General features: G+C 44.0%; 21 protein-coding genes. 7 read left to right on the top strand and 14 right to left on the bottom strand.

The genetic code is table 11. The annotated features are described in order from the left end of the window. Window positions 1-453: 453 nt before the first annotated feature. The 6 genes from F6K53_RS07955 to F6K53_RS07930 all read right to left on the bottom strand — a co-directional run bounded on the left by F6K53_RS07955 (window position 454) and on the right by F6K53_RS07930 (window position 9,775). Window positions 454-3,870: a tetratricopeptide repeat-containing protein gene (locus tag F6K53_RS07955; RefSeq protein ID WP_293066178.1), complete on the bottom strand. Its 3,417-nt coding sequence runs from the start codon at window positions 3,868-3,870 to the stop codon at window positions 454-456. Window positions 3,871-3,875: 5 nt separating this feature from the next. Next, window positions 3,876-4,847, bottom strand: coding sequence for a MoxR family ATPase (locus F6K53_RS07950; RefSeq protein ID WP_293066175.1), 972 nt, complete (start codon window positions 4,845-4,847; stop codon window positions 3,876-3,878). Continuing rightward, complete coding sequence (locus F6K53_RS07945) at window positions 4,844-6,298, bottom strand: effector-associated domain EAD1-containing protein (RefSeq protein ID WP_293066172.1); 1,455 nt, start codon at window positions 6,296-6,298, stop codon at window positions 4,844-4,846. Before F6K53_RS07945 ends, F6K53_RS07950 begins: the two co-directional genes overlap by 4 nt. Window positions 6,299-6,343: 45 nt before the next feature. Next, window positions 6,344-7,663, bottom strand: coding sequence for an effector-associated domain EAD1-containing protein (locus tag F6K53_RS07940; protein ID WP_293066169.1), 1,320 nt, complete (start codon window positions 7,661-7,663; stop codon window positions 6,344-6,346). A 305-nt stretch (window positions 7,664-7,968) separates the two neighbouring features. Further along, entirely contained in the window at window positions 7,969-8,520 is a 552-nt protein-coding gene (locus F6K53_RS07935) for a chorismate pyruvate-lyase family protein (RefSeq protein ID WP_293080320.1), read from the bottom strand. Window positions 8,521-8,902: 382 nt separating this feature from the next. Then, complete coding sequence (locus F6K53_RS07930; RefSeq protein WP_293066163.1) at window positions 8,903-9,775, bottom strand: S-methyl-5'-thioadenosine phosphorylase; 873 nt, start codon at window positions 9,773-9,775, stop codon at window positions 8,903-8,905. A 115-nt stretch (window positions 9,776-9,890) separates the two neighbouring features. On the opposite strand from F6K53_RS07930, the gene F6K53_RS07925 reads away from it, so the two are divergent. Beyond that, window positions 9,891-10,346 (top strand): hypothetical protein, encoded by a 456-nt coding sequence (locus F6K53_RS07925; protein ID WP_293019732.1) that lies wholly within the window; start codon window positions 9,891-9,893, stop codon window positions 10,344-10,346. 398 nt (window positions 10,347-10,744) lie between these two features. Here the strand turns inward: F6K53_RS07925 and F6K53_RS07920 are convergent, their stop codons facing one another. Continuing rightward, window positions 10,745-11,263: a hypothetical protein gene (locus tag F6K53_RS07920; protein ID WP_075897241.1), complete on the bottom strand. Its 519-nt coding sequence runs from the start codon at window positions 11,261-11,263 to the stop codon at window positions 10,745-10,747. A gap of 466 nt (window positions 11,264-11,729) precedes the next feature. Between F6K53_RS07920 and F6K53_RS07915 the strand changes: the two genes are divergently transcribed. Further along, the gene (locus tag F6K53_RS07915; RefSeq protein ID WP_293066159.1) at window positions 11,730-11,876 is read left to right on the top strand and encodes a hypothetical protein; all 147 of its coding nucleotides are present in this window, start codon (window positions 11,730-11,732) and stop codon (window positions 11,874-11,876) included. Window positions 11,877-11,883: 7 nt separating this feature from the next. Here F6K53_RS07915 and F6K53_RS07910 read toward each other — a convergent pair whose 3' ends face one another. Next, entirely contained in the window at window positions 11,884-14,103 is a 2,220-nt protein-coding gene (locus F6K53_RS07910; RefSeq protein ID WP_293066156.1) for a pentapeptide repeat-containing protein, read from the bottom strand. Window positions 14,104-14,556: 453 nt separating this feature from the next. Between F6K53_RS07910 and F6K53_RS07905 the strand changes: the two genes are divergently transcribed. Then, window positions 14,557-14,982 carry a hypothetical protein gene (locus F6K53_RS07905; protein WP_293019728.1) on the top strand — a complete coding sequence of 142 codons (426 nt, stop codon included), beginning with the start codon at window positions 14,557-14,559 and terminating at the stop codon, window positions 14,980-14,982. A gap of 115 nt (window positions 14,983-15,097) precedes the next feature. Here the strand turns inward: F6K53_RS07905 and F6K53_RS07900 are convergent, their stop codons facing one another. The 5 genes from F6K53_RS07900 to petB form a co-directional block, all read right to left on the bottom strand. Next, window positions 15,098-15,478, bottom strand: coding sequence for a hypothetical protein (locus F6K53_RS07900; protein WP_293065745.1), 381 nt, complete (start codon window positions 15,476-15,478; stop codon window positions 15,098-15,100). Window positions 15,479-15,692: 214 nt separating this feature from the next. Then, the gene (locus tag F6K53_RS07895; protein WP_293066153.1) at window positions 15,693-16,838 is read right to left on the bottom strand and encodes a glycosyltransferase family 4 protein; all 1,146 of its coding nucleotides are present in this window, start codon (window positions 16,836-16,838) and stop codon (window positions 15,693-15,695) included. A gap of 311 nt (window positions 16,839-17,149) precedes the next feature. Next, window positions 17,150-18,496, bottom strand: coding sequence for a transposase (locus F6K53_RS07890; protein WP_293019724.1), 1,347 nt, complete (start codon window positions 18,494-18,496; stop codon window positions 17,150-17,152). Between the two features lie 191 nt (window positions 18,497-18,687). Beyond that, a complete protein-coding gene (petD, locus tag F6K53_RS07885) occupies window positions 18,688-19,170 on the bottom strand; it encodes a cytochrome b6-f complex subunit IV (RefSeq protein WP_075897229.1) in 483 nt (160 codons plus the stop codon). A 99-nt stretch (window positions 19,171-19,269) separates the two neighbouring features. After that, complete coding sequence (petB, locus tag F6K53_RS07880) at window positions 19,270-19,938, bottom strand: cytochrome b6 (RefSeq protein ID WP_070391575.1); 669 nt, start codon at window positions 19,936-19,938, stop codon at window positions 19,270-19,272. A gap of 220 nt (window positions 19,939-20,158) precedes the next feature. Here petB and ctpA point away from each other — a divergent pair, with 220 nt between their 5' ends. Next, window positions 20,159-21,394: a carboxyl-terminal processing protease CtpA gene (gene ctpA / locus F6K53_RS07875; RefSeq protein ID WP_293019720.1), complete on the top strand. Its 1,236-nt coding sequence runs from the start codon at window positions 20,159-20,161 to the stop codon at window positions 21,392-21,394. A gap of 69 nt (window positions 21,395-21,463) precedes the next feature. On the opposite strand, the gene F6K53_RS07870 is transcribed toward ctpA, so the two are convergent. Continuing rightward, entirely contained in the window at window positions 21,464-22,168 is a 705-nt protein-coding gene (locus F6K53_RS07870) for an MBL fold metallo-hydrolase (RefSeq protein WP_293047662.1), read from the bottom strand. Window positions 22,169-22,218: 50 nt separating this feature from the next. Here F6K53_RS07870 and F6K53_RS07865 point away from each other — a divergent pair, with 50 nt between their 5' ends. From F6K53_RS07865 to trmFO, 3 genes are all read left to right on the top strand, one after another. Beyond that, window positions 22,219-23,721, top strand: coding sequence for a site-2 protease family protein (locus F6K53_RS07865; RefSeq protein ID WP_293066147.1), 1,503 nt, complete (start codon window positions 22,219-22,221; stop codon window positions 23,719-23,721). 102 nt (window positions 23,722-23,823) lie between these two features. After that, complete coding sequence (locus F6K53_RS07860; RefSeq protein WP_293066187.1) at window positions 23,824-24,015, top strand: hypothetical protein; 192 nt, start codon at window positions 23,824-23,826, stop codon at window positions 24,013-24,015. Further along, entirely contained in the window at window positions 24,008-25,372 is a 1,365-nt protein-coding gene (trmFO, locus tag F6K53_RS07855) for an FADH(2)-oxidizing methylenetetrahydrofolate--tRNA-(uracil(54)-C(5))-methyltransferase TrmFO (protein ID WP_293080317.1), read from the top strand. The genes F6K53_RS07860 and trmFO overlap by 8 nt, the downstream gene beginning before the upstream one ends. Window positions 25,373-25,655: the final 283 nt, after the last annotated feature.

The following is a 25,655-nucleotide window of genomic DNA, read 5'->3' as shown; positions in this document are numbered from 1 at the left end:
ATTTTTTTTTATTGGTATAGTTAGAGGAGTTCTAATTTGGTGAGGTATGAAGTCTTGGATTTGAGGGAGTAGGGAGTCGGGATGGAGCGATTTTAGAAAATGGTAAAATTAACTTGTACAATCATATCGTTATACTCATTGTCACTACCTGGTTTAGTGGTTAGCCAATGCCTTTAGCTTTTTAGACTAAAGCAACTTAGAATCCAGGGTTAGGAAATCAGTTAGCGGTTACTAGTGAGCAAGTATGCAGAGCGCTGCGTGCATAAAATAGAGATTTCCTATTCCCTAAAATACCAAAGTTCTCTACCTCACCTATTTGATAAATTATATAGTTATAAAAACCTAAGCATTGCCAAAAAACCGGGAAAATCACCTAAGAGCTATTTGGGATTTTGCTCATAACTACAATAAATGTTTGTTGGGTTAGATTATGCCATCACTACATGTTGATCACTACCATGGAATCTCTCGACGCAGTCGATCTAACTCGGTAATTATCTCTTGGGGAACGTTGCCTTTAGGATAAAGGTCGCGGTTGGTGAGGAGTTCCACTAGGTTGCGGTCTTTGCTGCGTTCGACTGTTTCTATCGCTTTATCCGATTGTTCTATATTGATATAGGCTTGCACCAGTTTTTGATAAACTGCTATTGCCTCTGCCATAATCTCTTGACGGCGTTGATCATTCATTGCCCAACTGCGACTGAGTTGCAATGCAGCAATGGCTTGTTGGTAGGCATCAATAGCGGTTTGCCAGTTACCTTGCTTAAAGTGAAGGTGGCGTAAGTTGCGGGAAGTTCGGAGACATTCAATGGGATTTGCTTCTTTGGTGTGAACTTCCAATGCTAGTTGGTATGCAACAATCGCTTGTTTCAGATTCTCTTGCCTATCACCACGGATTCTGTAACGATAGGCTATGCCTAGGTTGTTTTGAGTTACTGCCCAATTGATGGGGAAGTCTGATTTGGTGCGAACTGTCAAAGCTTGTTGGTATGCGGCAATGGCATTTTCGAGATTATCAGCCCTATCCTGATAGATTCTGTAAAGGTAAGCATTGCCCAGGTTGTTTTGAGTCCTTGCCCAATCGATGGGGAAGTCTGATTTGGTGTAAACTGACAAGGCTAGTTGGTATGCTTCAATCGCTAGTTCTAGATTCAATGCCCTGTTGTCGCGGATTCTGTTTCTGTAGGCTATGCCCAGGTTGTTTTGAGTCCTTGCCCAATCGATGGGGAAGTCTGATTTGGTGTAAACTGACAAGGCTAGTTGGTATGCTTCAATAGCACGTTCGAGATTCAATGCCCTGTCGCTGCGAATTCTGTTTCTGTAGGCTATGCCCAGGTTGTTTTGAGTCTGTGCCCAATCGTAAGGGAAGTTTGATTTGGTGTAAACTGACAAGGCTCGTTGGTATGCTTCAATCGCTAGTTCGAGATTCAATGCCCTGTCGTCGCGGATTCTGTTTCTGTAGGCTAAGCCCAGGTTGTTTTGAGTTTGTGCCCAATGATAGGGGAAGTCTGATTTGGTGCGAACTGACAAGGCTAGTTGGTATGCTTCAATAGCACGTTCGAGATTCAATGCCCTCTCACCACGGATTCTGTCACGGTAGGCATTGCCCAGGTTGTTTTGAGTCCCTGCCCACTGGATCGGGAAGTTTTGTTTGGTGTAAACTGACAATGCTAGTTGGTATTGGGCAATCGCTTTTTCGAGATTCAATGCCCTCTCACCACGGATTCTGTCACGGTAGGCATTGCCCAGGTTGTTTTGAATCGTTGCCCAAGTTTCCGATTTACTCTCACGGGTAAAAACTGTTATAATTGTTTGGTAACCAGCAATGGCGATTTCCATGTTACTGGCTTTATTACCGAGTGGAAAATCCCTGATCAGGCTGCTGAATTCCCCAATAACTCTAGCAATAGCTTCTGTTGTTTCTGGTTCCAATTCTGAGAATCTATCACTTGCCCAGGTTTGCAGGATATCGAGAAAGTTATCATCGAGTTTGTTGAGGTTTGCTTCCAGGAGTGGGTAGACGACTTTGGGGTTCCCTTTGCTGTCTACGGTTGCTTGCAATACTTGCTCTAAGAATTGCAGATAGTCTTGGGATGAAGGATGATCTGGAGTAGGGATTTCTGATATGCTAGGAGCCGTTCGATTATCCTCACTATTGGCATCTTCTGTACTATTGGTATCTTCTACTAACTCTTCATTTTTGAGCAGTTGTTCAGCCAAACGAGCATACTCCCCTCCTAATCGCCCTAAGACTTGAGCCTTGAGGTGTGCAAAGGGACGAATTTTTTCTTCTAACCCATCATTACTTGCAGTTGCCGGTGTCAGTAAACGGGCTTCAAAGTCCTTTACTGATAACCCTAAGTGATCAGCAACAAACTCAGATACTGTATCAAGAACTGAAAGGGTTTTACTAATGGGTACAGAATCTACTAATAACTCCTTTAGCCCTGGCTTAAATTCGTACTCAATATAATCGGGATTTGAATCTTGGTCTACAGGGGTTATAGATTGGAGGAGTCCACTCATAAACACTTCCGCTACATGAATTTGTGCGGATTTTGGTAGCAGGGTTTGCTGAATTAGTTGCACTACAGGTAAACTAACGGGAGCAGCTGCCATTAATCCAGCTAACCGACGCGCCATAGGAGAAGCCGTAGCACGAAATCGACTAACTAATGCTTCTGCTGTGAGTTGGGGTTGACTGGGTTTACCATCTAGCTCTCTTCTCTCTGCTTGGGAGTTTTCGGATACATAAAATTTAAACCCCACTGTGGTAACATTCCCCTGACCAGCTATTACCTGTGACCAGGCCAGTAGCGGGTAGGGTTCTAAGGTAACCACGGGAACATTTATAGAGGATTTATTCTGACTACTGTTCCCTGTTTCTTCTTCCCTGTTCTCGACTTCTGAAAAAAGTTCAATGTCATCTTCATCCCAAGATTTAACAATCAACTGAGAATTGACAACTCCAGGACTAAGAGAATGCAGTTGCACTGGTGTTTCTGAACCTAAAGCCGTGCGTTCCCAAAGCCGTTCAGGGAGTAGCTGAAGGATAGTAAGTAAACCATTGCGTCCCCACAACTCTAGCACTGGATGAATTAATTGTCTGCGCCAAGCCACAGAAATACAATCACTTATCAATAAAATTAAACGTTGTTTCTTCGGATCAATTAATACCTGGGGAGGATAGGGAGTGGAATCATACCCCCCCGTGCTAGTTTGAGGAAATAAGTCTACTTTGGGTTTATTGATTTCTTCCGTTTCAGTAATTGTTAATTCCCACGTGCGTACATCCCGAAACGCACCATGATGCTTTACTAAATGTTGCAGTTCAATGATTGTCTGTTTCCAAACCGCCGTTGAACTAGTTTTTTCAACCACCAACGCTAACTCTAACCATCGTTCGGAAGCAGGTTTCAGAACTGGTAGCCAAATGTTTGATTCGGCAATTTGATAAACAGTAGCTTCTTCATCCAATATCGTTTCTATAGCAGATGGGACTTTCCGCATTAACGGACGAAGTGCCCGTCCCAACGCCAGAGTATTTCTCAATGCTACGGCTGCTGGAACTTTAATCGGAATTGCTTCTCCACTTTCTTTAGTCTTTTTAGGTTTGGAAGAGGCAAGATCAACCTCAGCAGGAGGTTCTGTGTCTTCAGGTGACGATTCTTCTGAGATATCTGGAGTTGGGTTTGGGGGTTGCTGTAATTCCTCTTGGGATACCGTTGATGCTTGTAATTGCGGCTGTGGTTCCTCTGACTCGTCTATGGGCTGGTCTAGATGAACAGCCAACCAGAAAATTTCTGCTATTTCCCGAGCAGTTAAATCAAATCCTGCTTGTTGTAGAATAGCGATCGCTTCTTGAAGCATATCCCTTAGGTACTACTGAGGTACTGGAGCAATCGGTCAATTAACGTTTCTTTTTTCTGGTCTTCGTCTTCGTCTTGAGAGTCACCCATGGGAGCATCCTCTGTATTAACTGTGTTAGTTAATATATAAATGGCGTTGAGCAATTGGTCTGTAGCCAAGTCTCCTTTCTGCCGTCGCTTGAGAAAGGTTTCAATAATCGGTTCAGCTTCTTCAAGACTATCCCCTAAGTGAGCTTTGACAATTGCTTCTAATTCCTTGGGAGTTGGTTCCCGTAAATCTAATCGTAAACAGCGTCGTAAAAAAGCTGGGGGAAATTCCCTCTCTCCGTTACTGGTCAGAACTACAAAGGGAAAGGCATCACAGGTTACCTTTCCCCTGGGGATGGTTGTGGTTTGATTATCCCAGGTTTTGACAACAATGTCTGGAAACTGGTCACTGATTCGTGTTAATTCCTGGATTTCAAATTCTCCTTCTTCAAAAATAGTCAATAAATCATTGGGTAAATCAATATCGCTTTTATCCATTTCATCAATTAATAATACCCTGGGCTTAGTTGAGGATAGTAACGCTGTTCCCAAGGGACCCAATTGAATATACTTACCAATTTCCCTTAAATTATCCTTGCCGCTGCCTTGAGCATCTTGTAATCTACCAATGGCATCATAACTATAAAGTCCTTGCTGTAAATGGGAGCGAGTGGTAATATTCCAGCGTAAGACCTTTCCTAATTCTAACTCTTGAGCAACTGCATAGGCCAAAGATGTTTTTCCTGTGCCTGGCTTTCCGGTTACTAATAAAGGACGACGCAGATACAACGCTGCATTGACTAACTCTATTTCCTCTGGCCTGGTCTGATAGGTTGTACCCCGTCCTTTTTTGTCAAATTTCCGCCAACTAGGAGGCTCAGGAAGGCGTTCAATGCCCTTGTGGGGTTGTTCGGGAGTTCCGCGAAAGATTTTCCAAGAGTTATTAGTCATAAGGTTGTATAGTCAATCTGGGGTGGTAGTAGATCGGGGTCTTCCCACAAAAGAGCAAGATGGTGTCCGATATGTTCTTGTTTATTGCCTTTGGGAAAAGCTTGTAACCGTTGTTCTTTTACCTTTTCACGAAGCTGATTTATTTGACAATTGAGTAATTGATCGAGAGCCTGTTGACAATTAATAGTTTTAAAATCATTCTTCCTCAGCCATAAAACAACTGGTATTGCCGTCCGGTCAATAACTTTAAATATCTGCTCACATGGAGGTTGATGTAATCTTAAACCTATCGCCTCTTTTTGTTCTACATAAGCATACAATTCCTTCCAATAATCAAAATTACTAAAAGCAAATTTAGTTAAGCATGTTTCACAATTATCTTGGATTTGTGTCCATTTATTTAACCATTTGCCTTGATGACGATACTTTTGTAAACGTTTTACAGATCGAAAAATCACGCAATACTCACTACCAATTGGAATTGGCAAATCATCATCATCTTGAATTTCAATTCTTTCAAGTTCATGGTTCAGAAGTTGATAAGGTAAGAAAAATACAAGAATTGGTTGACGGTAATATTCCCTAGAATAGTGAATTAACTGATTTATAAAAAATTCTATTAACTTGGGCAAGTATTCAAGAGAGAAGACATCTTGTTCAGATTCTCCATCATCTGGTGGAGTCTCTAAAAATTTACAGTGTTGATGATTTCGTAAATAATCATAATTACTTGTGTCAGAAATAAACCAAGCTGAGACTAAATAATTAGGTTGACGTTGTTGGTGATATTGGTTACTGGATTCTAGCTTTACAAGCAGATAAGGTTGTGCATCTAAATTTTGTTGCTGATGATTTTGAGAGTCACTCCTACTCTCAGGTAATAAATCAGAAGGGTTATTAGCATTTTCTCTTATCCATTGCTTGAGTTTCTCAGCAGTTGGCTCGGGAATATCTCCAGTTTCTAATAAACGAGCAACAAATTGTACAATAGGTTTTTCATTATCAGTTCCTTGAGCTATCTCATGCAAATTTTCTAGAATTTTAGCTAAACTTTCCAGGGGTTCATATTCCCAATCATCGAAATGATTAGGACAACAAGCTTTATAAGCCTGTTGGATTGGTTCGATAATATTGTTTGGTAAAGGAAATAAGATGGTTAGTAAACTAGGCGGAATTTTAAATTCTTGAGAATATAGTTTTTTTAATTCAGAATTACCTGGATTTTCGTTAAGTGCTCCATCAAGTAAGTTTCCTAGCCTATTCCTAATCTTAAAATCTTGTACTACTTTGTCAACAATTTCATTCAAATTGTCACCAAGAGCTATGTCTTCCAGATTTATATTAAATTGATCTCGTAGCATCATTGCTAATTTAGGTTTATTAGGGAAAGCACGACACAGTGCTAACCGTATCTGCTTGAGGATCTGACCAGGGGGATTTCCACCATTCATTTACGATTACTTCAATAGTTTAAGGGATAGATGTGCCAAAACTGATTAGAACTCAATAGAATAATAATCCAAATTACCTTGTCCCGGACCCTGACTCCAGCGTGAATCAGGTTTCCAAGCACCATTGGGTTCTTCGCGACGGCGAGTGTGGACAGTGAGCTGTTTATCGTTAATTTTCAGTAGATTATATTGCCAGGGATAAGCGGATCGTAGTTCAACGGTCCGTGCCCCAAAGGTGCCAGCACAAATTCCGTCGAGTTTGCGTCCACCTGGACTGAGGTCGTAACGGAAAAGGTTGGTTTCGGCTTTATGGATGTGCCCGTGGAGGAAGAAGCGGAATCCAGCAACGGCCAATCGTTGGATGAATCCTTGGTCAGTAATGCGATCGCTTCCGTCACTATTGAGGGGATGGTGCCAAACCGCTATTTTCAATGGGCAGTTTAGGTAGTCTGGGTTACGGCGAATCTGGTTTAGGGCATTGGTCAGAGCAATTCGGTGGATGCTAGCAGGAGCTCTCAAGTACTTATCCAGTTCCCAAGCTGAGTTTAGTCCTAGGATCAGCAAGTTTTGCTTTGGGAGATGGTCGATAATGGCTTGCTGGTCATACTCCAGGGGATAGGGTTGATCTTTGATAGTTTCATAGAATTGGCTGAAGTGGGCAAAGCGTTGTTGGCATTTGGCTTTGTCTCTGAGTGGGATCAGCTCTTCACGTTTGATCTGGTGACCCTGTTTGAGTTTACCTTGGTATTTTTCGCGATCGTGTAAATCATAAGCCTCTTCTGCTAGTGTCCAGTTTAGGTCATGGTTACCCGGAACTAGAACAATTTTCTCTGGGTCTAGGGGGAAGTCTTGGCGGAGGTTGTCGAGAAACTGTTGTGCAGCGTCGTATTCTTCGGCGGTGGAATAATTAGCGATATCACCGGATAGGATCAAAGCATCAAGGTGAGGGATTTTAAGTTCGTAGCTGAGGTCGTCGGCGAGTTGGTTTGACCATAGGGTAGCTTGCTCAGGGGTGGTGATATGGAGGTCCGAGAGGTGGAGGATATGGGTGCTCCTGCCCGTCCCAGCGCCCGAATCCGGTTGCGGCATAGGAGTAGCAAGATTAAACTCTTCGGCAAAGGCCAATAAAGCTGGGTTACCTGGATTTGATTTACGGGCACCTTCAATTAATTCATCAACCCATCCTTCTGCTTCTGCGGTTTGAATTAAATTAAAAACTATTGCTCTTAAATTATCACCCATTGCTATTTCATTTAGCTTTTTGCTGAACTCAAATGTAACTAATTGAGCAAGTTCTTGTTTTGAACGGAAAGCATCAACTAAAGCATTGGTTAATTGTTTATATTGCTGTCCGGTTAGTTTCATAGTTCAGTTTAATTATTCAGCAATCATAAATTAAAATTATAACTTTGATTATACCGACTGCCTACTCCCGACTCCCGACTCCCTACTCCCGATTCCCGACTCCCGACTCCCGACTCCCTACGGGTGCATGTCAGTTTTGTTAATCCCTGATTCAGATCCCCCATTATCCCCCTTAATAAGGGGGACTTTTCAATCTAATTCCCCCCTTTTTTAAGGGGGGTTAGGGGGGATCTATGTACCTAATTACAAAGTTGACATGCTCCCTACTCCCGACTCCCTACTCCCTACTCCCTACTCCCTACTCCCTATACTCTATTCAAAAAATAGCTTTCAGGAAAATATTCACTAATCATCATCACCGATTGGCGATTAGAAAAGACGCAATAGGTACGAAACAGTAAATTTGCTTCCGGTTCAATATCGAAATAATCAGCTAATTCCTTAGCTGGCTTTTTTCCAGTATCCACAATTTCTTTAAAGGTCTCGAATCTCTGCTCTCGCCAGATTTTGCCAATGGGGGTTTTAGTTTTAAGTAAATCTTTTTGAAAGTACTCATCTAGACGATCAATAACAATAATTGACTCAGCATAGATATAATTCTTGCGACTTATTTTACCCTGTAATAGTATTTTCCTATCAAGTACTGAGCTTCCTTTATTTAATTGCATTGGATCTATATCATCAGTTGTCGTTACCAATTCTTCCGACAACTTAACTAGACGAATCTGTTCAAACAGATAGGCTTCCAACATATCGGTTACTGTGCCATCTGTCGTTAAGAGAATTCTTTGGAAAATACTCAGATTCGAGGGGTCTATATAACTTCGATTTAGGGATTGCTGTAGATCATTTCTCATTTTTAATAGCAATTATTATTGGGGTGAGGTATTAATTTTTGGGTTTTAGGGAGTAGGGAGTAGGGAGTAGGGAGTAGGGAGAGTGTGGGGCGGGGGCGCGGGGAGGGTGGGAAGTTTGGGGAGGGTGGGGAGTGGGAAAAAATTATCCAAGCTCTTTCCTACTTTTCCCTGTTCCCTATTCCCTTGTACCTATTTTTCTCAGAAGTCCCTGCTCCCTGCTCCCTTGATAAAAACGCTATATATAGCGTTTATTGCATGTATGAGGTACAATTATCAACCTCAAAGTCCCCCTTTTTAAGGGGGATTTAGGGGGATCCCTTTGTACCTCATGGGAAAGAAAATTGCTATATATATCCTGCGCCACCTTTCGATATTTGCGATTTTACAAATACTTCCGCAATATCAACTCCAACTTCTCCTTAGTTGCTTCTGGAGCCTGATCTAAGGGAGTGAAAATAGCATGCTTCAAGGCGGAATGGGCTTTAGAAACGGGTGGATTTTCAACTAACCGGCGCACTGTCTCTTGAATCACCTTCTGAGCATTAATCGCATTGCGCTGTAGATTATCAAGTATCATATTCACGGTGACATGGTCATGATCCTCATGCCAGCAATCATAATCCGTGACTAGGGCGAGGGTAGCATAGGCAATTTCCGCCTCCCGTGCTAACTTGGCCTCTGGCAAATTGGTCATGCCAATTACTTTTGCGCCCCAACTCCGGTAGAGATTAGATTCCGCCATCGTGGAAAATGCTGGCCCTTCCATGCACAGATAAGTCCCACCGTTATGTACGGTCACCTCTGGTAACTCCAAACTTGCGATCGCATCCACTAAAATTCCCGCCAGTTGGTTGCACACCGGGTGTCCAAACCCAATATGAGCCACAATCCCTTCCCCGAAAAAGGTCGAAACCCGATTCTTCGTGCGGTCAATAAACTGATCCGGTACCAGCATATCTAAGGGTTTGACCTCTTCCTGGAGAGAACCTACTGCTGAGGCAGAAATGATATACTCCACGCCTAACTGCTTCATGGCATAGATATTGGCTCGGAAGGGTAACTCCGAAGGCATCAAATGATGATTGCGACCATGACGAGCTAGGAAAGCTACAGTAGTTCCTTCTAAGGTTCCCACCATCAACGCATCGGACGGAGGACCAAAGGGGGTGTCAATCGGTACCTCCTGCACATCCTTGAGAGCAGCCATTTTGTAAAGTCCGCTACCGCCAATAATCCCAATTTGTGCTTTTACCATGGTGTTTGTGCTTGCTGTGCCTCAGTCCAACGCTTTGTTATTTTACCAATTGTATTAATTTTTGTTAAGGGATTTTACAATACAGACTGATGTTCCGATGCAATAGTTTTGGCTTATGTCTGACCAACCTCTTGGTAAACCCCGTCCTCTGGTAAAAGTGATGCTGCTATCGGTAGCCACATTAATGTTGTACTACGGTTGGTACAAGTGGATCATTCAGGAAGAGTTGCGACACTATAACAGTTATGGTTGGTCCGGTACCCTGTGCTTACTACCTTTCGTTTTAGGTGTCGCCGTTCCACAAGCCTTATGGATATTAGATCCCGATGTTCCTGGCTGGTTTGGTTGGTTTTCCCTGGTCGGTATAGTTTGGATTTACATTGTGCAGTTTAGGCTTTATCGCACAGTAAACGAACTGTATCGACGAGAAGGAATGACAGAACCTCTGGTAGTGTGGTGGATTTTTATACCTGGCTTAAATTTAATAGTGGGATTAAAGCAAATTCATGTACTGAGCAAGTTTTGGGCAATGAAACAGGAAACTATACCGGACGGGGCTATTTTGAATTGAAGCAAACAGGGCGAAGAGTTTGGGGAGAGGGGAGGGACTTCGGAGCAGGGACTTCGGAGCAGGGAGAACGGAAAAAATCCTGTGTACTTTATGACTATGAGAGTTGCTATATTACTCGATTCAGGACTTCTGAGCAAAACGAAAAGAGCAAAACGAAAAGAGCGATGCTCTGAAAGAGCCGCTACGCGAACGCATTTTCCCAATCCAAACTATCCTTGATCAAGGCAAAAGCCTGGCATGGTCAAGACTACACCATCGCTAACGCCAGGTGATTATAAAGTAATATAGCAATCCGTGTCGGAATTGTGAGAATTTTTGATGCCATATTCCCTACTCCCTACTCCCTACTCCCTATTCCCGACTCCCGACTCCCGACTCCCGACTCCCGACGATTCAAACTAAAATCTTAAACCAAATCCACCTTGAACAGAAGCAGCCACGCCGCCACCCTCCCGATAGGCATCAAAAGCAATAATCGCATTACCAAACAAAACCGTTTGGCTATTAGGGATCATAAAATCAATACCAGGTTGTATAGCAAAACTCGTTTTATCTCCTACTGGTGAGGGAGAGTGACCGCTAGCAAATACAGCCCCTGCTCCCACGTAAGCATCGGTTTGCCAATTAAGGGGGAAATCGTAACTAATTGTTGGCACAATAGCAGTGCCAGCACCAATCAGGGCTTGTGTCCGGAAGGAAATCGGGATTTCTAGGAATTTGTAGCGAAACGCAATTAATCCACCAATTTGCTGACCTTCTCCATCATCATCCTTTGTAATACCAAAGGTAGGACCGATTCCCACATAACTTCCGTAGGCAGCTTGAGCAAATGCTGGTTGCGACTTAATCATTAAACTAGCCAGACTCCCCAGCACCAGCGTTCCTAGTGTGGACAATAAACCAATAGCATTACCCATTTCCTCAACTCCTCAATCCTAATTCTAATGATGGCTGCTTTCTCGCTCATATTAGCTTAATTGCTGCGGTGAAACTAATATAGCAAAGGGAACAGGGAACAGGGAATAGGGAACAGGGAATAGGGAACAGGGAATAGGGAACAGGGAACAGGCAAGAAAGTAAAAATTATTTGATTATAATAGAAACCGCTATATACAGGTTGATGTTTTGTTAACTGTTGATAGTTAACTTTAAATCAACGCAATCCATTAAGCAATCTATTCTGGTTAAGGGGGTTTTCAACTCAAGTCAACTCGAATATACTGAATCGACTCAGTAGCTTTTGAATTTATGCGTTCGCGTAGCGGCTCTTTCAGAGCATCGCTAATTTTTTGACAATAGAAAAAAATCAAGTAGGCTGATTTTTTTCGTGGTCAATTTATATGATTAAAACTTTATAGCGTTTCTCATAGTTATCAGGTAAACATGATTTTATTCCTACTCCCTACTCCCTACTCCCTACTCCCTATTCCCTATTCCCTGTTCCCTATTCCCTATTCCCTACTCCCTACTCCCTACTCCCTACTCCCGACTCCCTACTCCCTACTCCCTATTCCCTACTCCCTACTCTAAAATAGTGTCACAAACATCTAGGATGAAGTCCACCATAGGTACAAATATATCGAAGTTGCTGCTCATCTAAATTTTTAACATTAGCAAAATCAACCCCCTTGATCCGGGCTAAATTCGATTTAGGTGGAGGCAAAGTAATAAATTGATTACCTTTAGTTTGTTTAGCCATAGCAAAGGTAACTCCCAGAAAATCTGCTCCAGCTAAATTAGCCCCTCGCAAATCCGCAGCACTTAGATTAGCGTGACGTAGCTTAGCATTGTACAGCTGGGCATTGCGTAAATTAGCCCCTACCAATTGGGTTGAATTGAAATCAACATTTTTGAGATTAGCATTACTCAAATTTGCCCTAGAAAGATTCGCTCCTTGCCAGCTTGATTGACTTAAATCAGCAGAAGAGAAATCACTCCCCACAGCACTAACTTTGCCCAAACGAGCACCATGAAGACTAGAGAGACTGAATTTTGCTTCCCCCAAATTAGCTCCTGTGAGGCTAGCATTTTCTAAGATAGCTCTACGGAAATCAGCATTAATCAGCTGGGCACTGCTGAGATTAGCACCGATCAGGCTACCGTTATAAAACCTTGCTCGGTTCAGGGTTGCCCCGATTAAATTGGTGCGATTCATCAAGACATTGTCGAGAATAGCACCAGTTAGGTTAACTTCTCTGAGATCAGCTCCGCTAAAGTCACTGACCCAATCATCAAAAGTGCCAAAATGTTCATCCTCACCAGGGCCATAGAAGCGACTACCCTGCAAATTAGCACCGGACAAATTAGCGTAGCGGAAATTAATGCCCGACAAATTCAGATTGTTCAGAATTGGATTAAAATAGCCATAACCCTGATTAACCTTACTGAGGTTAATATAGCTCAGGTTAGCATTATGCACTTGACCGTCGTAGATAGTCAGAATTTTCGAGATAGCTTGCTTAGTTGCTCGGTGCCGCACCGCTAGCACTCCCCCAACCCCTGGTTTACCTTCCCTGGTTAGGGTTTTCTGGTCGTTGGCCAAAGATTGATTCAATATTCGTAGATGGGGAAGGGGTTGAACACCTTTACTGACCAAGGTTTGTTGGAGGGTATCAATCAAGCTAGGGGTATTTTCCTGACCCAGCAAATCCACCAGAAACGGTACAGCACGATGGTCGTCTATCCTACCTAGAGCCAGAATTGATCCCATACGTTCTTCTTGAGCAGTGCTATCAGTGGAGCTTAATTGTTTCACTAAGGTCAGAAAGACCTGATTTTTCTGCTGATTGAACGCTCGCCAATTGGCCTGACTTTGAATATAGATTTGGGTACCCACAAACGTGCCGAGTACAGAACCCATCCCGCCAAAGGTAACAATTAGCAGAGTAAGACCAGGATTTCGGCGCATCCACAACCAAAGATTGGGGGAGTGCTGTTGAGATTTTGAGTACAGGGTAATGGGATTAACTGTTGCGCTACGGTAACCCCAGGTAGCTTTCTGGTGATTAGACCATTGCCCATCAGTTTCCTCCTCTAGCTCAACCTCTTCATACTCTGGTGAGGGGGAGGATTCAAAACTTGACCAGTACGGCAAGAGCAACCGAGAGGAATCCGACACATAAGTTCCGGCTATGTAGTCGTGGAGGCTGCGATGTTGAGCATTTAATACAGAACTAAAACTCTCTGCCAATAGCATCAATCCTGCCAATCCCAACAAAATTAACAAGTCGGGAAACGCTCCAGTGTAGCGCCAGAGTAGATAAGCACTTCCCAGTGGTAATCCCCAGCGTCCCACTGCCTCACGCCACACCGCACCGATCAAACCAGGCGGTTTTCCCGAAGCGGTAACCACTCGCACTCCAAACCAACCTTTGGGAATAGTTTGACCAGTTTTTCCCAGCAGATAAAGTTGCCATAGGGTTACTCCTACTGGCATCACTAACGAAGCACACCAAAAAAAATTGGTCAGGGGAGTGACTCGCTTGGTTAGTTGTAGGCGCGGGTAAGCTAGAGTTTTTGCGATCGCATTCTGGGTTGCCCCCAACACTGGGTTAAGGGGAACCGGTTCTGCCTTCGAGTATTTTTCTGCATACAAACCAATCCCGTAAGGGAGCAATGCACTAGTAGTTACCAGCGATACTTCCAAAAGCGCTGCCACGCAACGCCTAGTCACCAGTGGCAGAACCAAGTTCAGTCGCAGCGGAAAATACCAGCTACCTTCTCGATGTTGACCTGTTTTTAGAGTGGGGCTAGCCATATTTAATTACCAGGCTGCTTATGGTTGCTTTGTAATGACTTTAAACGCTGATTTCAAGGATCAGTAAGCAAATTCCCCGAGATTATAGCAGATTTTGCTTGATACCATTTTTTTTTGCAAACACCTGATGACTATGTTTAACTATGTCTAGACTTAACTGCAAGGCAATAGCACTGAACTGCTATGAAATCAAGCCTCATCATTATATAGCAGTTTTAAATTGGGTGAGGTACCCGTCAGCTATCAGCAGTCAGCCTTCAGCCCTCAGCCCTTAGCCCTCAGCCTTCAGCATTTTAATGCTAGCTGATAACTGATAGCTGATAACTGATAGCTGATAGCTGATAGCTGATAGCTGATAGCTGATAGCTTACCCGAAACAAATTCAAATGGAGATAGTCAAGTAATCTAGAACAAGTGTATTAGTAATAGATCAGAAGACTTTAGGGGATGACAATGACTAAACTATTCCCACACTGGATGATTGTTCCGATCACCATAGCTGTATGCTTAAGTAGCGCTGGTGTCGCCAGCGCCGAAACCATCAACCTTGAGCCTGAATTCCAGCCTGATCCCATCGTAGTTACTGGAAACTCTGGAGGATCAAACAAGAGCCAATGCGGTATGATTAGTAACCAGCCCAATCATGTCATTAATTTGAACCAAGATTTTACCTACTTGCGCTTCAACCTAGAAAGCCAGGGCCAGCCCACTCTATTGATTCAGGAGCCCAATGGTACCTCATGTACACAGGCCGATAATTTATCTGGGGGGAATATTGTTAAAATGGGATATTGGGAGCAAGGCAGCTACTCATTCTACGTCGGCGATCGCAATGGTGAACAGCATCCTTATACCTTATCGATCACTAAAACTCCCTAGTACCAGCGTGCAGAATGAAAAGTTCAACAGTCAATAATTATTGTACGTAAGGCTTTTGGGTGCAAGCCTTTTGCCTGACAACTGCGGCGAAGTCTATGGTTGATTAGTCAATGCTCTAATCTTCAATCTGCTCAACCGATACCTCAACCGCTTCAACATCAATTGTACCTGGAGCTGTTAAGCGCTTAAAACGACCCTGTTCTATCTTCAAAACTTCCCCGCAACTGGGGCACTGACACTGGGTATTATTAAACCCAGTAAACTCATAGGCACAGACTGGACATTGATCTTCCACTAGATTACGTCTGAGCCACCAGCGAACTCCGAACCAGGCAATCACTGGTGAGATGATTAAAAAAGCAATCAAAATCAAAAAACCATTGACTACCCATCCCAAGCCAACTGTGCCTAGCAAGAAACAAGTTAAGAAGAACGCTAGCCAACAGCCCATACCTGACAGGTTGAACTGAAACTGTCTCGGGGTATTTTGATTCACTGTTTTCTTTTAACAATAACAAATATGATCGGGTAGTTATATCCTAGTTCAGATTCGCCTTAACTTGAAGGGCAACTCCCCCTCGCTGCTTATGCTCCACGAGGGGCTTGTGACCCAAAGCTGAAAACCCATAAACCAAGCTTTCCCTATTCCCAGGCTTGATTCTGGCTTTATTACTAAGAAGGATAGGGATGTACGGGAACCAGAACAATGTTTAAGCAAAATCGAGGAACTCTTTTAACCGCTTTGTCAGAGCCTCTTTACTAAATAACCCTAGGGATTGTTCTCGTAACCACTCACCATCACAGCGCTGATCCTCTCCCTTGAGAATTTCAATACAAGCTGCAGCAACTGCATCAGGGTCTCGATAGGGAACTTGCCAACCAAGCTGACCATCTTGCAACGGATCAGCAGAACCATCAGAATCCCCAGAAAGGACAGGTTTACCACAAGCCATGGCCTCTAGGTATACAATCCCAAAGCCTTCTTGAGAGGGCATGACGTAGGCATCAGCCACTCGGTAGTGTTCCACTAATTCTGGTGTAGGGACAAAACCAGCAAAAACCACCCGCTCGGCAACACCCAAATCTTTCGCTAGCTGTGCCAGTCTCGGTTGATCATCACCACGACCAATGACTAGATATTTAACCTCTGGAAAGATTTTTGCGATCGCAGGAAGTGCTTGAATGGTAACATCTACTCCTTTATAAATATCCCCAGACCACAGACGGGCCACAGTCATCAACACCTTAGCACCAGTCAGACCATACTTTTCGATTAAGGCTGGTGATTTCGGACCAGGAGTAAAAGTATTCCCATCAACAGCACAAGGCAACATCTTTACCTTTTCAGGATTTAGCTTATTGGCAGCACAAGCGCGATCGCGACTGTAACGACTGATAGTCCAAATTGCTGCTGCCCGGTCTAGGGCATTACGTTCTTTTAGGGGTAAGGGTTGCCAAACCTCCTTGCCATAGGTCAAAACTGTATAGGGAATCCCCAGACTATTGCACAACAGCTGAGTCAGGGGAGCCAGTTTGATATGACCGCAGAAAACATGCTTGGGACGTTTTTGCCATAAATAAAACCATAGCGCTATTGTTAAGCGAACACGCCCTAGCACAGGAGACTTAGTTTTCAGGTAATGGAATTTGAGTGGGTAGACATCAAAGGGATTGTCACAACCAATACCATCCCGCAGCAAAAATACTTGAGCGCTAGAACTGGTAACAGTCTTAGCAGCAACAGACAAATATGCCTGGAAAATATCTTTGACGTAGGATTGGATGCCCCCTTCACACTCAAAAATCTCTAGGAAAATGAATACGTAGTTAGATGCGGTTTTCTGTGTGTCGCTCAAATTCGTTAGTTTTGAATTCGATTCACCTATCTTACCCTCGAACTATTTCTAAAAGCATTAGGGATATTAGGGAAAAAGAACCAAGAACTTGTAGCCATGGGAGACAGGGTTACAAGTTCTTGGCACTGAGGAAATTCTTTGAAATTCCTATCAAGCAAAAATCCCACGGCTCAAAGTACGTGGGATTTTCAGAAAAGCTTTTTTACAGGACTAATCACGCTACCACTGGAAATCCCACAAACTCTAGATGAAGCTTCCACCACCTGGTTATCACCGTTCGCGTAGCGTGGCGATAGCCAGGTGGTGGTGTCTTATGCTAATCTAGGGCTAGCCGCAGCCCACAAATCACACAAGCAAACCCAGCTTCTAGGTGGTCGTCCAGAACTTTTGCTGGAACGACCCTCACCGTCATTTCTGCGAGTGAGTTTAAACACACCTCTAGCACCGATGTTGTAAGCGCCGTTTAAGTCGGCATTAAACCGCTTACCTGAAGGGAAGGTTGCCAAAGAGTATTTTTGAGAATTTCTCTTAACCGTACCAGAGCCATCAAAAGCAAGTTTAGAGGTATAAGACGCAACGACTTCTATCACTTTTCCACCCAATTCAGCCCATTTCATTTCTGTGAAGTCGCGGATTTTTGCCTTGAGCCATCCGTGGAATCTTTGTTTTAAATTAGACCGCTTTCGTCCACCAATGGGCTTCCACCCTTTAAGATTCTCGAATACAATGGCTTCCGAGTTAAACTTTTCAGCAATCTCAACAATCCGCTTGGAAACAATATGGCCAATTTGGTTATTGATTCTTTGGCATTTTTGATAAGTCAAAGAGCAAAAACCTTTATGTAGTTTTCCTCCTTTTCCCATCGTTTTCGATGCTCTTGCTGATACGGACTTTAGTCGTTTGTCCCTGCGGTCTATGTCTCTTCCAAGATGAATAAAATCACGATGGATTACAGTGCCACTATGGGTTACAACTGCTACGGTAGCGGTAGTATTAATCCCTAAATCTACCGCAGTTATGTTAGCCAATGGCTGGCGTTTTTCTGGTTTGCAAGTAAACGGAACAGACAGATGACAGTACCGTACGTTAAAAATCAACGAAGGGGACATCATCTTGTTTGTAGCTATCTTATGACGCTCTCTTAGACCAGTTATTTGAACTGTAGTCCAAACCCAATCTTTACCATTAAAAGCCTTGATTTCGATTTGGTCAAAACCATGTAGCTTGTAACATTGACCTTTGTACAAAGCTGGATAGCAGCCAGTATCAGCATTTAATCTTGGTGGCTTGCTATCTTTTCTTTTTCGACTACCAGACTGCCATTCACGGTATCGAGTCACATAACTACTAACCTGTCCAGCGGCAAATGCTATCGCAGCTCGACGGTAGTAACTAGGGAACTTGTAAAAAGCCTTGTTGAATTGTGGATATTTGATATTTGGACGCTTGGCTGTTTTATGCATCAACTTTTCGACAGCAGGAGTTAGCTGTACAGCAGTCAAGCCACCAAGCTCAGACCAATGAGTATAGATAATACCGACTAAGTACCTACAAGCCTGACGATAAACTTTAACCGTCTCCGAAAACAAGATTTTTTGTCCGGGAGACGGATTAAGCTTCCATTTATCAGTCCTGATGACTTTGGTCGGCGTTTTCACTAGTCTATGATTCTATTGTTAGTTAATATTTTAACCTCTAAAAATGTAGACGACAATAGATTGATTGATGTTTTAGGTTTTTAGCTATTGTTGTTGGCGTGGACTAACCCCCACCTGGACGAGGTGGGGGAATGCGTCTCACGTCTTGTTCAAACTCTAGTTGTAGGATCAGCCTGATGGTTAGGCTTATCTTAAAACAGACCCAAAGTCAAAGACTGATCAATGGGGAAGGTAGCACCAACACCAAGCCAGATGGTGACTAGGGTACCAAATAAAAATACCGTAGTTGCCACTGGACGGCGGAATGGGTTCTGGAATTTGTTAACACCTTCGATGAAGGGAACCAGCATCAGACCCAAGGGAACTGATCCCATAGCAGCAATACCCAAAAGTTTATTAGGGAGAATCCGCAAAATTTGGAAAACAGGATATAGATACCATTCCGGGAGGATTTCTAACGGTGTGGCAAAGGGATCTGCTGGCTCACCAATCATAGCTGGATCGAGCACAGCTAAACCAATGCATAGAGCAATGGAACCCATGATTACCACTGGGAAAACGTAGAGGAGGTCATTAGGCCAAGCTGGCTCGCCATAATAATTATGACCCATCCCCTTGGCTAGTTTGGCACGTAAAATGGGATCGTCTAGATCCGGCTTTTTAAGAACTGACATTGCTTAAATTATTCTCCTTAATAAGTAAAGGTAAGCAGGTGGCAGCAGGAAGGTTTGCATTTAGTTTTAACACTTTCCTGACTTTTAGTCAGTACAGATTTACAACGGACCAGAAATGCCCTGTTTGCGAATCATCAGGAAGTGCAGCAGCATGAAGACAGCGATAAACCAGGGTAGAACAAAGGTATGTAGGCTGTAGTAGCGACTCAGAGTACCCTGACCTACACTAGTACCACCGCGCAGCAGTTCGACGATTAAAGAACCAACTACGGGAATAGCTTCAGGAACGCCAGATACAATCTTGACCGCCCAGTAACCAACTTGGTCCCAAGGCAAGGAGTAGCCAGTCACACCGAAAGAGACTGTAATTACTGCTAAAACTACCCCTGTCACCCAGGTCAGTTCACGGGGCTTTTTGAAACCACCAGTCAGATAGACCCGGAAGACGTGCAGAATCATCATCAGCACCATCATGCTGGCAGACCAGCGGTGAACAGAGCGGATCAGCCAGCCAAAGCTCACTTCAGTCATAATGTACTGTACAGAGCTAAATGCCTCAGCGACCGTCGGCTTGTAGTAGAAGGTCATGGCAAATCCAGTAGCAAACTGGATTATAAAGCAAGTTAGAGTAATTCCACCCAGGCAGTAAAAAATATTAACGTGGGGAGGTACGTACTTTGAAGTGATGTCATCGGAAAGTGCCTGAATTTCCAGACGCTCCTCAAACCAGTCGTATACTTTCGAGTCAGTGATTTGCTTAGAAAACATGAGGCCAGAGTTTCCGAAAGGATTTTGCCGTCAGACGTTGAATGTCGGAGTCTTCAACTCCCTAAGTTACAACGAATACAGCCTATATGTTACATGATGTTAATTTTAACATGACTTGCTTCATTAATTTGCCGTAAACTCTGGCGGTTACAGCCCTAATATTATACCTGATAGCGGTTACAGGTAATATAACTTAACAAGTACTCTAATAATTTTGATCATGCACAAACGATCCTTGTGGGTTGGACTGTTACTAATCTTGCCAATCATGCTATTGTCTGCCTGCTGGACACCAAAAGCGGCTGCCTTCTCTCAGGAGGAAAGGCTTTTCTCCCAAGCATGGCGGATTGTCTCTCAATCCTACGTTGATGATACCTTTAACCATCAAAATTGGTGGTCGTTACGTCAGAAGACCTTGAAAAAGCGGCTGCCTAATCGTGAAGCTACCTATACTGCCATAGAAACAATGTTAGGGAGTCTTGGGGATCCCTTCACACGATTGCTCAGACCTGAACAATATCATAGTTTGCAAATCAGCACCTCTGGTGAACTCTCCGGTGTCGGGCTACAAATTGCCATTGATGTGGAAACTGGTCAGTTAGAAGTAATCACCCCAATTGCTCAATCACCAGCGGATTTAGCCGGTATCCGACCACGGGATCACATCCTAGAAATTGATGGCATGCTGACTAGGGACATGACTCTAGATGAAGCGGCAGCGCGGATGCGTGGACCAATTGGTACAACAGTTACCTTGAAGATTCAAAGCCAGAAAGAACAGCCAAAATTGGTGGAAATAGTACGCGATCGCATTTCCCTAAACCCAGTGTATTCTGTCCTCGATACCCAGGACAATAGAGACCCAGTCGGTTATATTCGCCTGTCTCAATTTAGTGCCAACGCCCCAATGGAAGTTGCCCACGCCGTTGCTAAACTCAAGGAGATGGGTGCAGATGGCTATATTCTTGATCTCAGGAATAATCCAGGGGGTCTCTTGCAGGCAGGTATTGAAATTGCTCGCCTCTGGTTAGATCAAGGCACTATTGTTTACACCGTTAACCGCCAAGGCACCATTGGTAGCTTTGAAGCCTATGGTGACGCTCTTACGGAAGACCCCTTGGTTGTATTAGTTAATCAAGGCAGCGCCAGTGCTAGTGAGATTCTAGCTGGGGCTTTACAGGACAATGGTAGGGCAAAGCTAGTCGGGGAAAAAACCTTTGGCAAAGGGTTAATTCAGTCCTTATTTGAACTAATAGATGGGTCAGGATTAGCAGTTACCGTTGCCAAGTACGAGACCCCCAATCACCGGGATATTAATAAATTAGGGATTGAGCCAGACTTGGAAGTGCCTTTAGAAGCAATTAGTTTGAGCGAAGTGGGAACAAAAGCAGATACTCAGTATCAGGAAGCAATCAAGTTGTTAACCTCTGATACTTTTCTTGCTAAGGCAAGTTAGATTATCTGTAGATTAGGGCGTCAGAGCATCAGGGGGTCAGGGCGTCAGATATATAGCTCTTCTGGGTTTTTAAACTTCGCCCAAACTTGCTGATAAACGCTGATAAGCTTGGTCAATCACGCCTTTGCCTCGCAAAAAACCAGTATTGGCACCAGGACAGATAAATTGAAGAGTCTCTGGGGTAAAACGCTCAAGCAACGATTGCAGACTCCGAATCTGTCTCGGCCAATGAAATGTTTTCGGGGTTCGCAGGGGCAACAGTTCTCCTTGTTTACTAGGAAGCAAATGACGCCCAGAAAATAGCACACCCCCGGCACCAGTGTAGTAAAGACAAGAAGAACCAGGAGAGTGACCAGGAGTCCAAATGACGTAGCAGTAGGGATTTATAGTCAACTCCTGGTGAAATGTAACTAGGTCTAATCCCGGCAGTAAGTAAGCCTCTTGTTCTTGAATCAGGACTTGGCACCCCATACTCTCCTGAATTTCCTTTGCTTTACCAATACCACCCCGATGGGTAATTACCAGTGATGAGACTCCCCCTTGCTCACGCAAAAATTGTTGGTTAGTCTCATTCCAGGCAGGACAATCAATCAATAGGTTGAAGGAATTTCCTACAATAATATAAGCCGTACCACCTAACGTATCTCGATTGGGTGGAAAAGCAAAAATGGTATCTAGAACAAGGCGTGGTGGCTTGGATGCAGCAGGTTGCTGATTAGACGATCCGCTTGGCGTAAAATCAAAATCGCCTTTTGCTGGAGTATCGGGTTGCACAATGCTTGTAGTTTAATTGTAGTTTTTAGTAGACGGTGTGATCTTTAATCATGGAACTCTGGCTACTCCCATTTACATTTATTTTACTCGCTGTGATCACTTACTTCGTTATCCAGCGAAGCGTTGCTAGCCTCACTCAGACACCAGTCTGGTTACTGTGGCTGGTAATGATGATTCCACCACTAGTCTGGATTGGTTGGACTCTGTTCAATGGTGAGAACACACCAATACCACCAGCCCTATTGCTCGGTCCATTTGTCATTTGCTTGCCGTTGTACTGGCTGCTGATTCAGTGGGGACGCCCAGCTCCCAATTCAACAATGACCAAAGAGAATCCGACTAAAACAACTACCTCAGACCCGGTCGCCAAAATTTCATCGGCAACTGAAAAGTCAAGCCTTCGTCCCATCACTAGAGAAGAAGAAACAGAGCTGAGAAATTGTTTTCCCTGGGGAATCTACTATCTCCAAAATATTGAGTACCGACCTCAAGTAGTGTTGTGTCGCGGCAAACTCCGCACTAACCCAGAGCAAGCCTACCGTACCGTGCGGTCAAATATAGAAGCTGAGTTTGGCGATCGCTTCTTCGTAGTCTTTCAAGAAAGCTTTAGCGGCAAACCCTTTTTTGCTCTAGTGCCCAATACCAAAAAATCAACCAAACCTTACAGGGGGTCTGAATCATTAACGCGACCTGGTTTAGCATTGGGTCTGATGCTCATTACCTTGTTTACCACCACCTGGATGGGCACTCAGATAGCTGGAGTGTCAGAAAATCCCCTTACTGACCCAGCGCTTTTACTGCAAGGACTGCCCTATGCCCTGGCCTTAATGGCAATTCTCAGCATTCATGAACTCGGTCATTATTTTGCCGCAATGGTTTACAAGGTGCGTACAACTCTGCCGTACTTTATCCCGATACCCTTTTTCTTCTTGGGAACATTGGGAGCATTTATTCATATACGCTCTCCTGTTCCTAACCGTAAAGCCTTATTTGATATAGGCATTGCTGGTCCACTAGTTGGCTTCGTGGTTACCCTACCAATCCTAATGTGGGGATTAGCCCATTCCACTGTAGTGCCTTTGTCTGACTCTTCAGGAATCTTGAACCTAGAATCCCTCAATCCCCGATTTTCCTTTTTGCTCACCTTACTAAGTAAATGGGCATTGGGCAGTGAATTTGTCTCCAACACAGCCATTAACCTTCATCCTGTGGCAGTCGCTGGTTATGTCGGTTTAGTTGTTACTGCTTTCAATTTAATGCCAGTGGGGCAACTTGATGGTGGGCATATCGTCCATGCCATGTTGGGTCAAAGAACTGGTATGACCATTGGTCAAATTACCCGGCTTTTAATGATGCTCCTAGTATTTATCCAGCCAGAATTACTCCTGTGGGCAATTATTATTTTATTCATGCCAGTGGCAGATGAACCAGCCCTTAATGATGTTTCCGAACTTGACAACTGGCGAGATTTGTGCGGAATTATAGCCTTGTTGATTTTAGTCAGTATTATTTTGCCAGTACCAGGAACAATCACTAAGTTGTTAACTATTTAGTCAAAATTTAACATTGAGAAGTAAAAATTGAGACTAGAAAATTGTTAATTGTGAATTGTTGGATATTAACAGTTAACAATTAATAATTAACAATTGAATAAAGTGGTTGTCATAGAAATCAGGTACACAGGATTTTTTTCCCTACTCCCTACTCCCTACTCCCTACTCCCTACTCCCTACTCCCTACTCCCTACTCCCTACTCCCTACTCCCGACTCCCGACTCCCGACTCCCGACTCCCGACTCCCGACTCCCTGTTCCCTATTCCCTGTTCCCTTTGCTATATAATGACTAATGACAAACAACAAGTAAATGTTATCGGTGGTGGACTAGCGGGTACAGAAGCCGCTTGGCAAATTGCTCAGGCTGGAGTACCAGTGGTGTTGCACGAAATGCGACCAGTGCGACTATCCCCGGCTCATCATACGGTCGAATTGGCAGAATTAGTATGTAGCAATTCCTTTGGTGCTAAATCAAGCGATCGCGCTGCGGGTTTGTTGCACGAAGAATTGAGACGCCTTGATTCAATTATTATTGGCAAAGCTGATCAACATGCTGTTCCAGCTGGGGGTGCCTTAGCTGTAGACCGAGCAGTATTTAGTCGGGAATTGACTGAAACCTTAGCTAGTCATCCCCTGATCGAGTTGCAGCGGGAGGAAGTTCCGCAAATTACTACCACAGGGGTGGTAGTACTGACAACCGGTCCGTTGACTAGTCCTGCTTTAGCCGAAGACCTGCAACAGTTCACTGGTTTAGAATACTTTAGTTTTTTTGATGCTGCATCACCGATTGTGGTGGGGGAATCCATCAATCGTGATATTGCTTTTATGGCATCCCGGTATGACAAAGGAGAAGCGGCTTATCTTAATTGTCCCATGAATCGGGAGCAGTATCGTCACTTCTGGCAGGAACTGTGTGCAGCTCAAAAGGCGGAATTGAAAGACTTTGAGCAAGAAACTGCTAAGTTTTTTGAAGGGTGTCTACCGATTGAGGAGATGGCTCGTCGGGGGGAAGATACTATGCGCTACGGTCCTCTGAAGCCAGTGGGACTGTTTGATGCCCGTAAGGGAGACTTCCGCGCTCCGGAAAATCAGCACCACCGTCCTTATGCTGTGGTACAGCTGCGACAGGAAGATAAAACAGGTCAGCTGTGGAATATGGTAGGATTCCAAACTAATTTGCGCTGGGGTGAGCAGAAACGGGTATTTCGACTGATTCCCGGTTTGGAAGAAGCAGAGTTTGTGCGCATGGGGGTGATGCATCGGAACACCTTTCTGAATGCTCCTGAGTTATTGCAACCAACCCTACAGTTCAAAAAACGCTCTACTTTGTTGGCAGCTGGTCAATTGGTAGGAACAGAAAGTTATACAGCAGCAGCTGCGGGAGGGTGGCTGGCTGGTACAAATGCGGCGCGACTGGTATTGGGATTGGAACTGGTAACGATGCCACCCACTACGATGATGGGAGCGTTATTTGACTTTATCAGTTCCGCATCACCCAAGCATTTTCAGCCTATGCCACCAAATTTTGGGATTTTGCCCGAATTGGCGGTGCGGATAAAGAATAAGCGAGAACGGTATGGAGCATATCGCGATCGCGCTTTGGCAGATCTTGATGGTTGGTTGAGTAGGCTGCGCGTATCTGCAGCTTAGAGGATATCTGAAAAGTTTTTTGATACTGCATTTTGCCCCCCTAGCCCCCCAACTTTGGGGCAGGGCTGTTTCAAACTTTAATAAGTTAACGATTATTGGAGATAGGGGGATAGGGGGATAGGGGGATAGGGAAATCAACTAAAATTTCCCGAAAAATCCGCCAATTTAGTCATTAAAATCTGACAAATTAGTTGGGAGGAAGCAACTCCAATGACTAACAATTCGTGATTCGGCCTTCGAGGAGGGTTAGATAAATTTGGCCAAAATCACGACTATTCGTCCA

The sequence above is a fragment of the Moorena sp. SIO4A1 genome (assembly GCF_010672065.1).
In the GTDB taxonomy this organism is placed as follows: Bacteria; Cyanobacteriota; Cyanobacteriia; order Cyanobacteriales; family Coleofasciculaceae; genus Moorena.
This window is presented reverse-complemented; position numbering and strand designations above follow the sequence as displayed.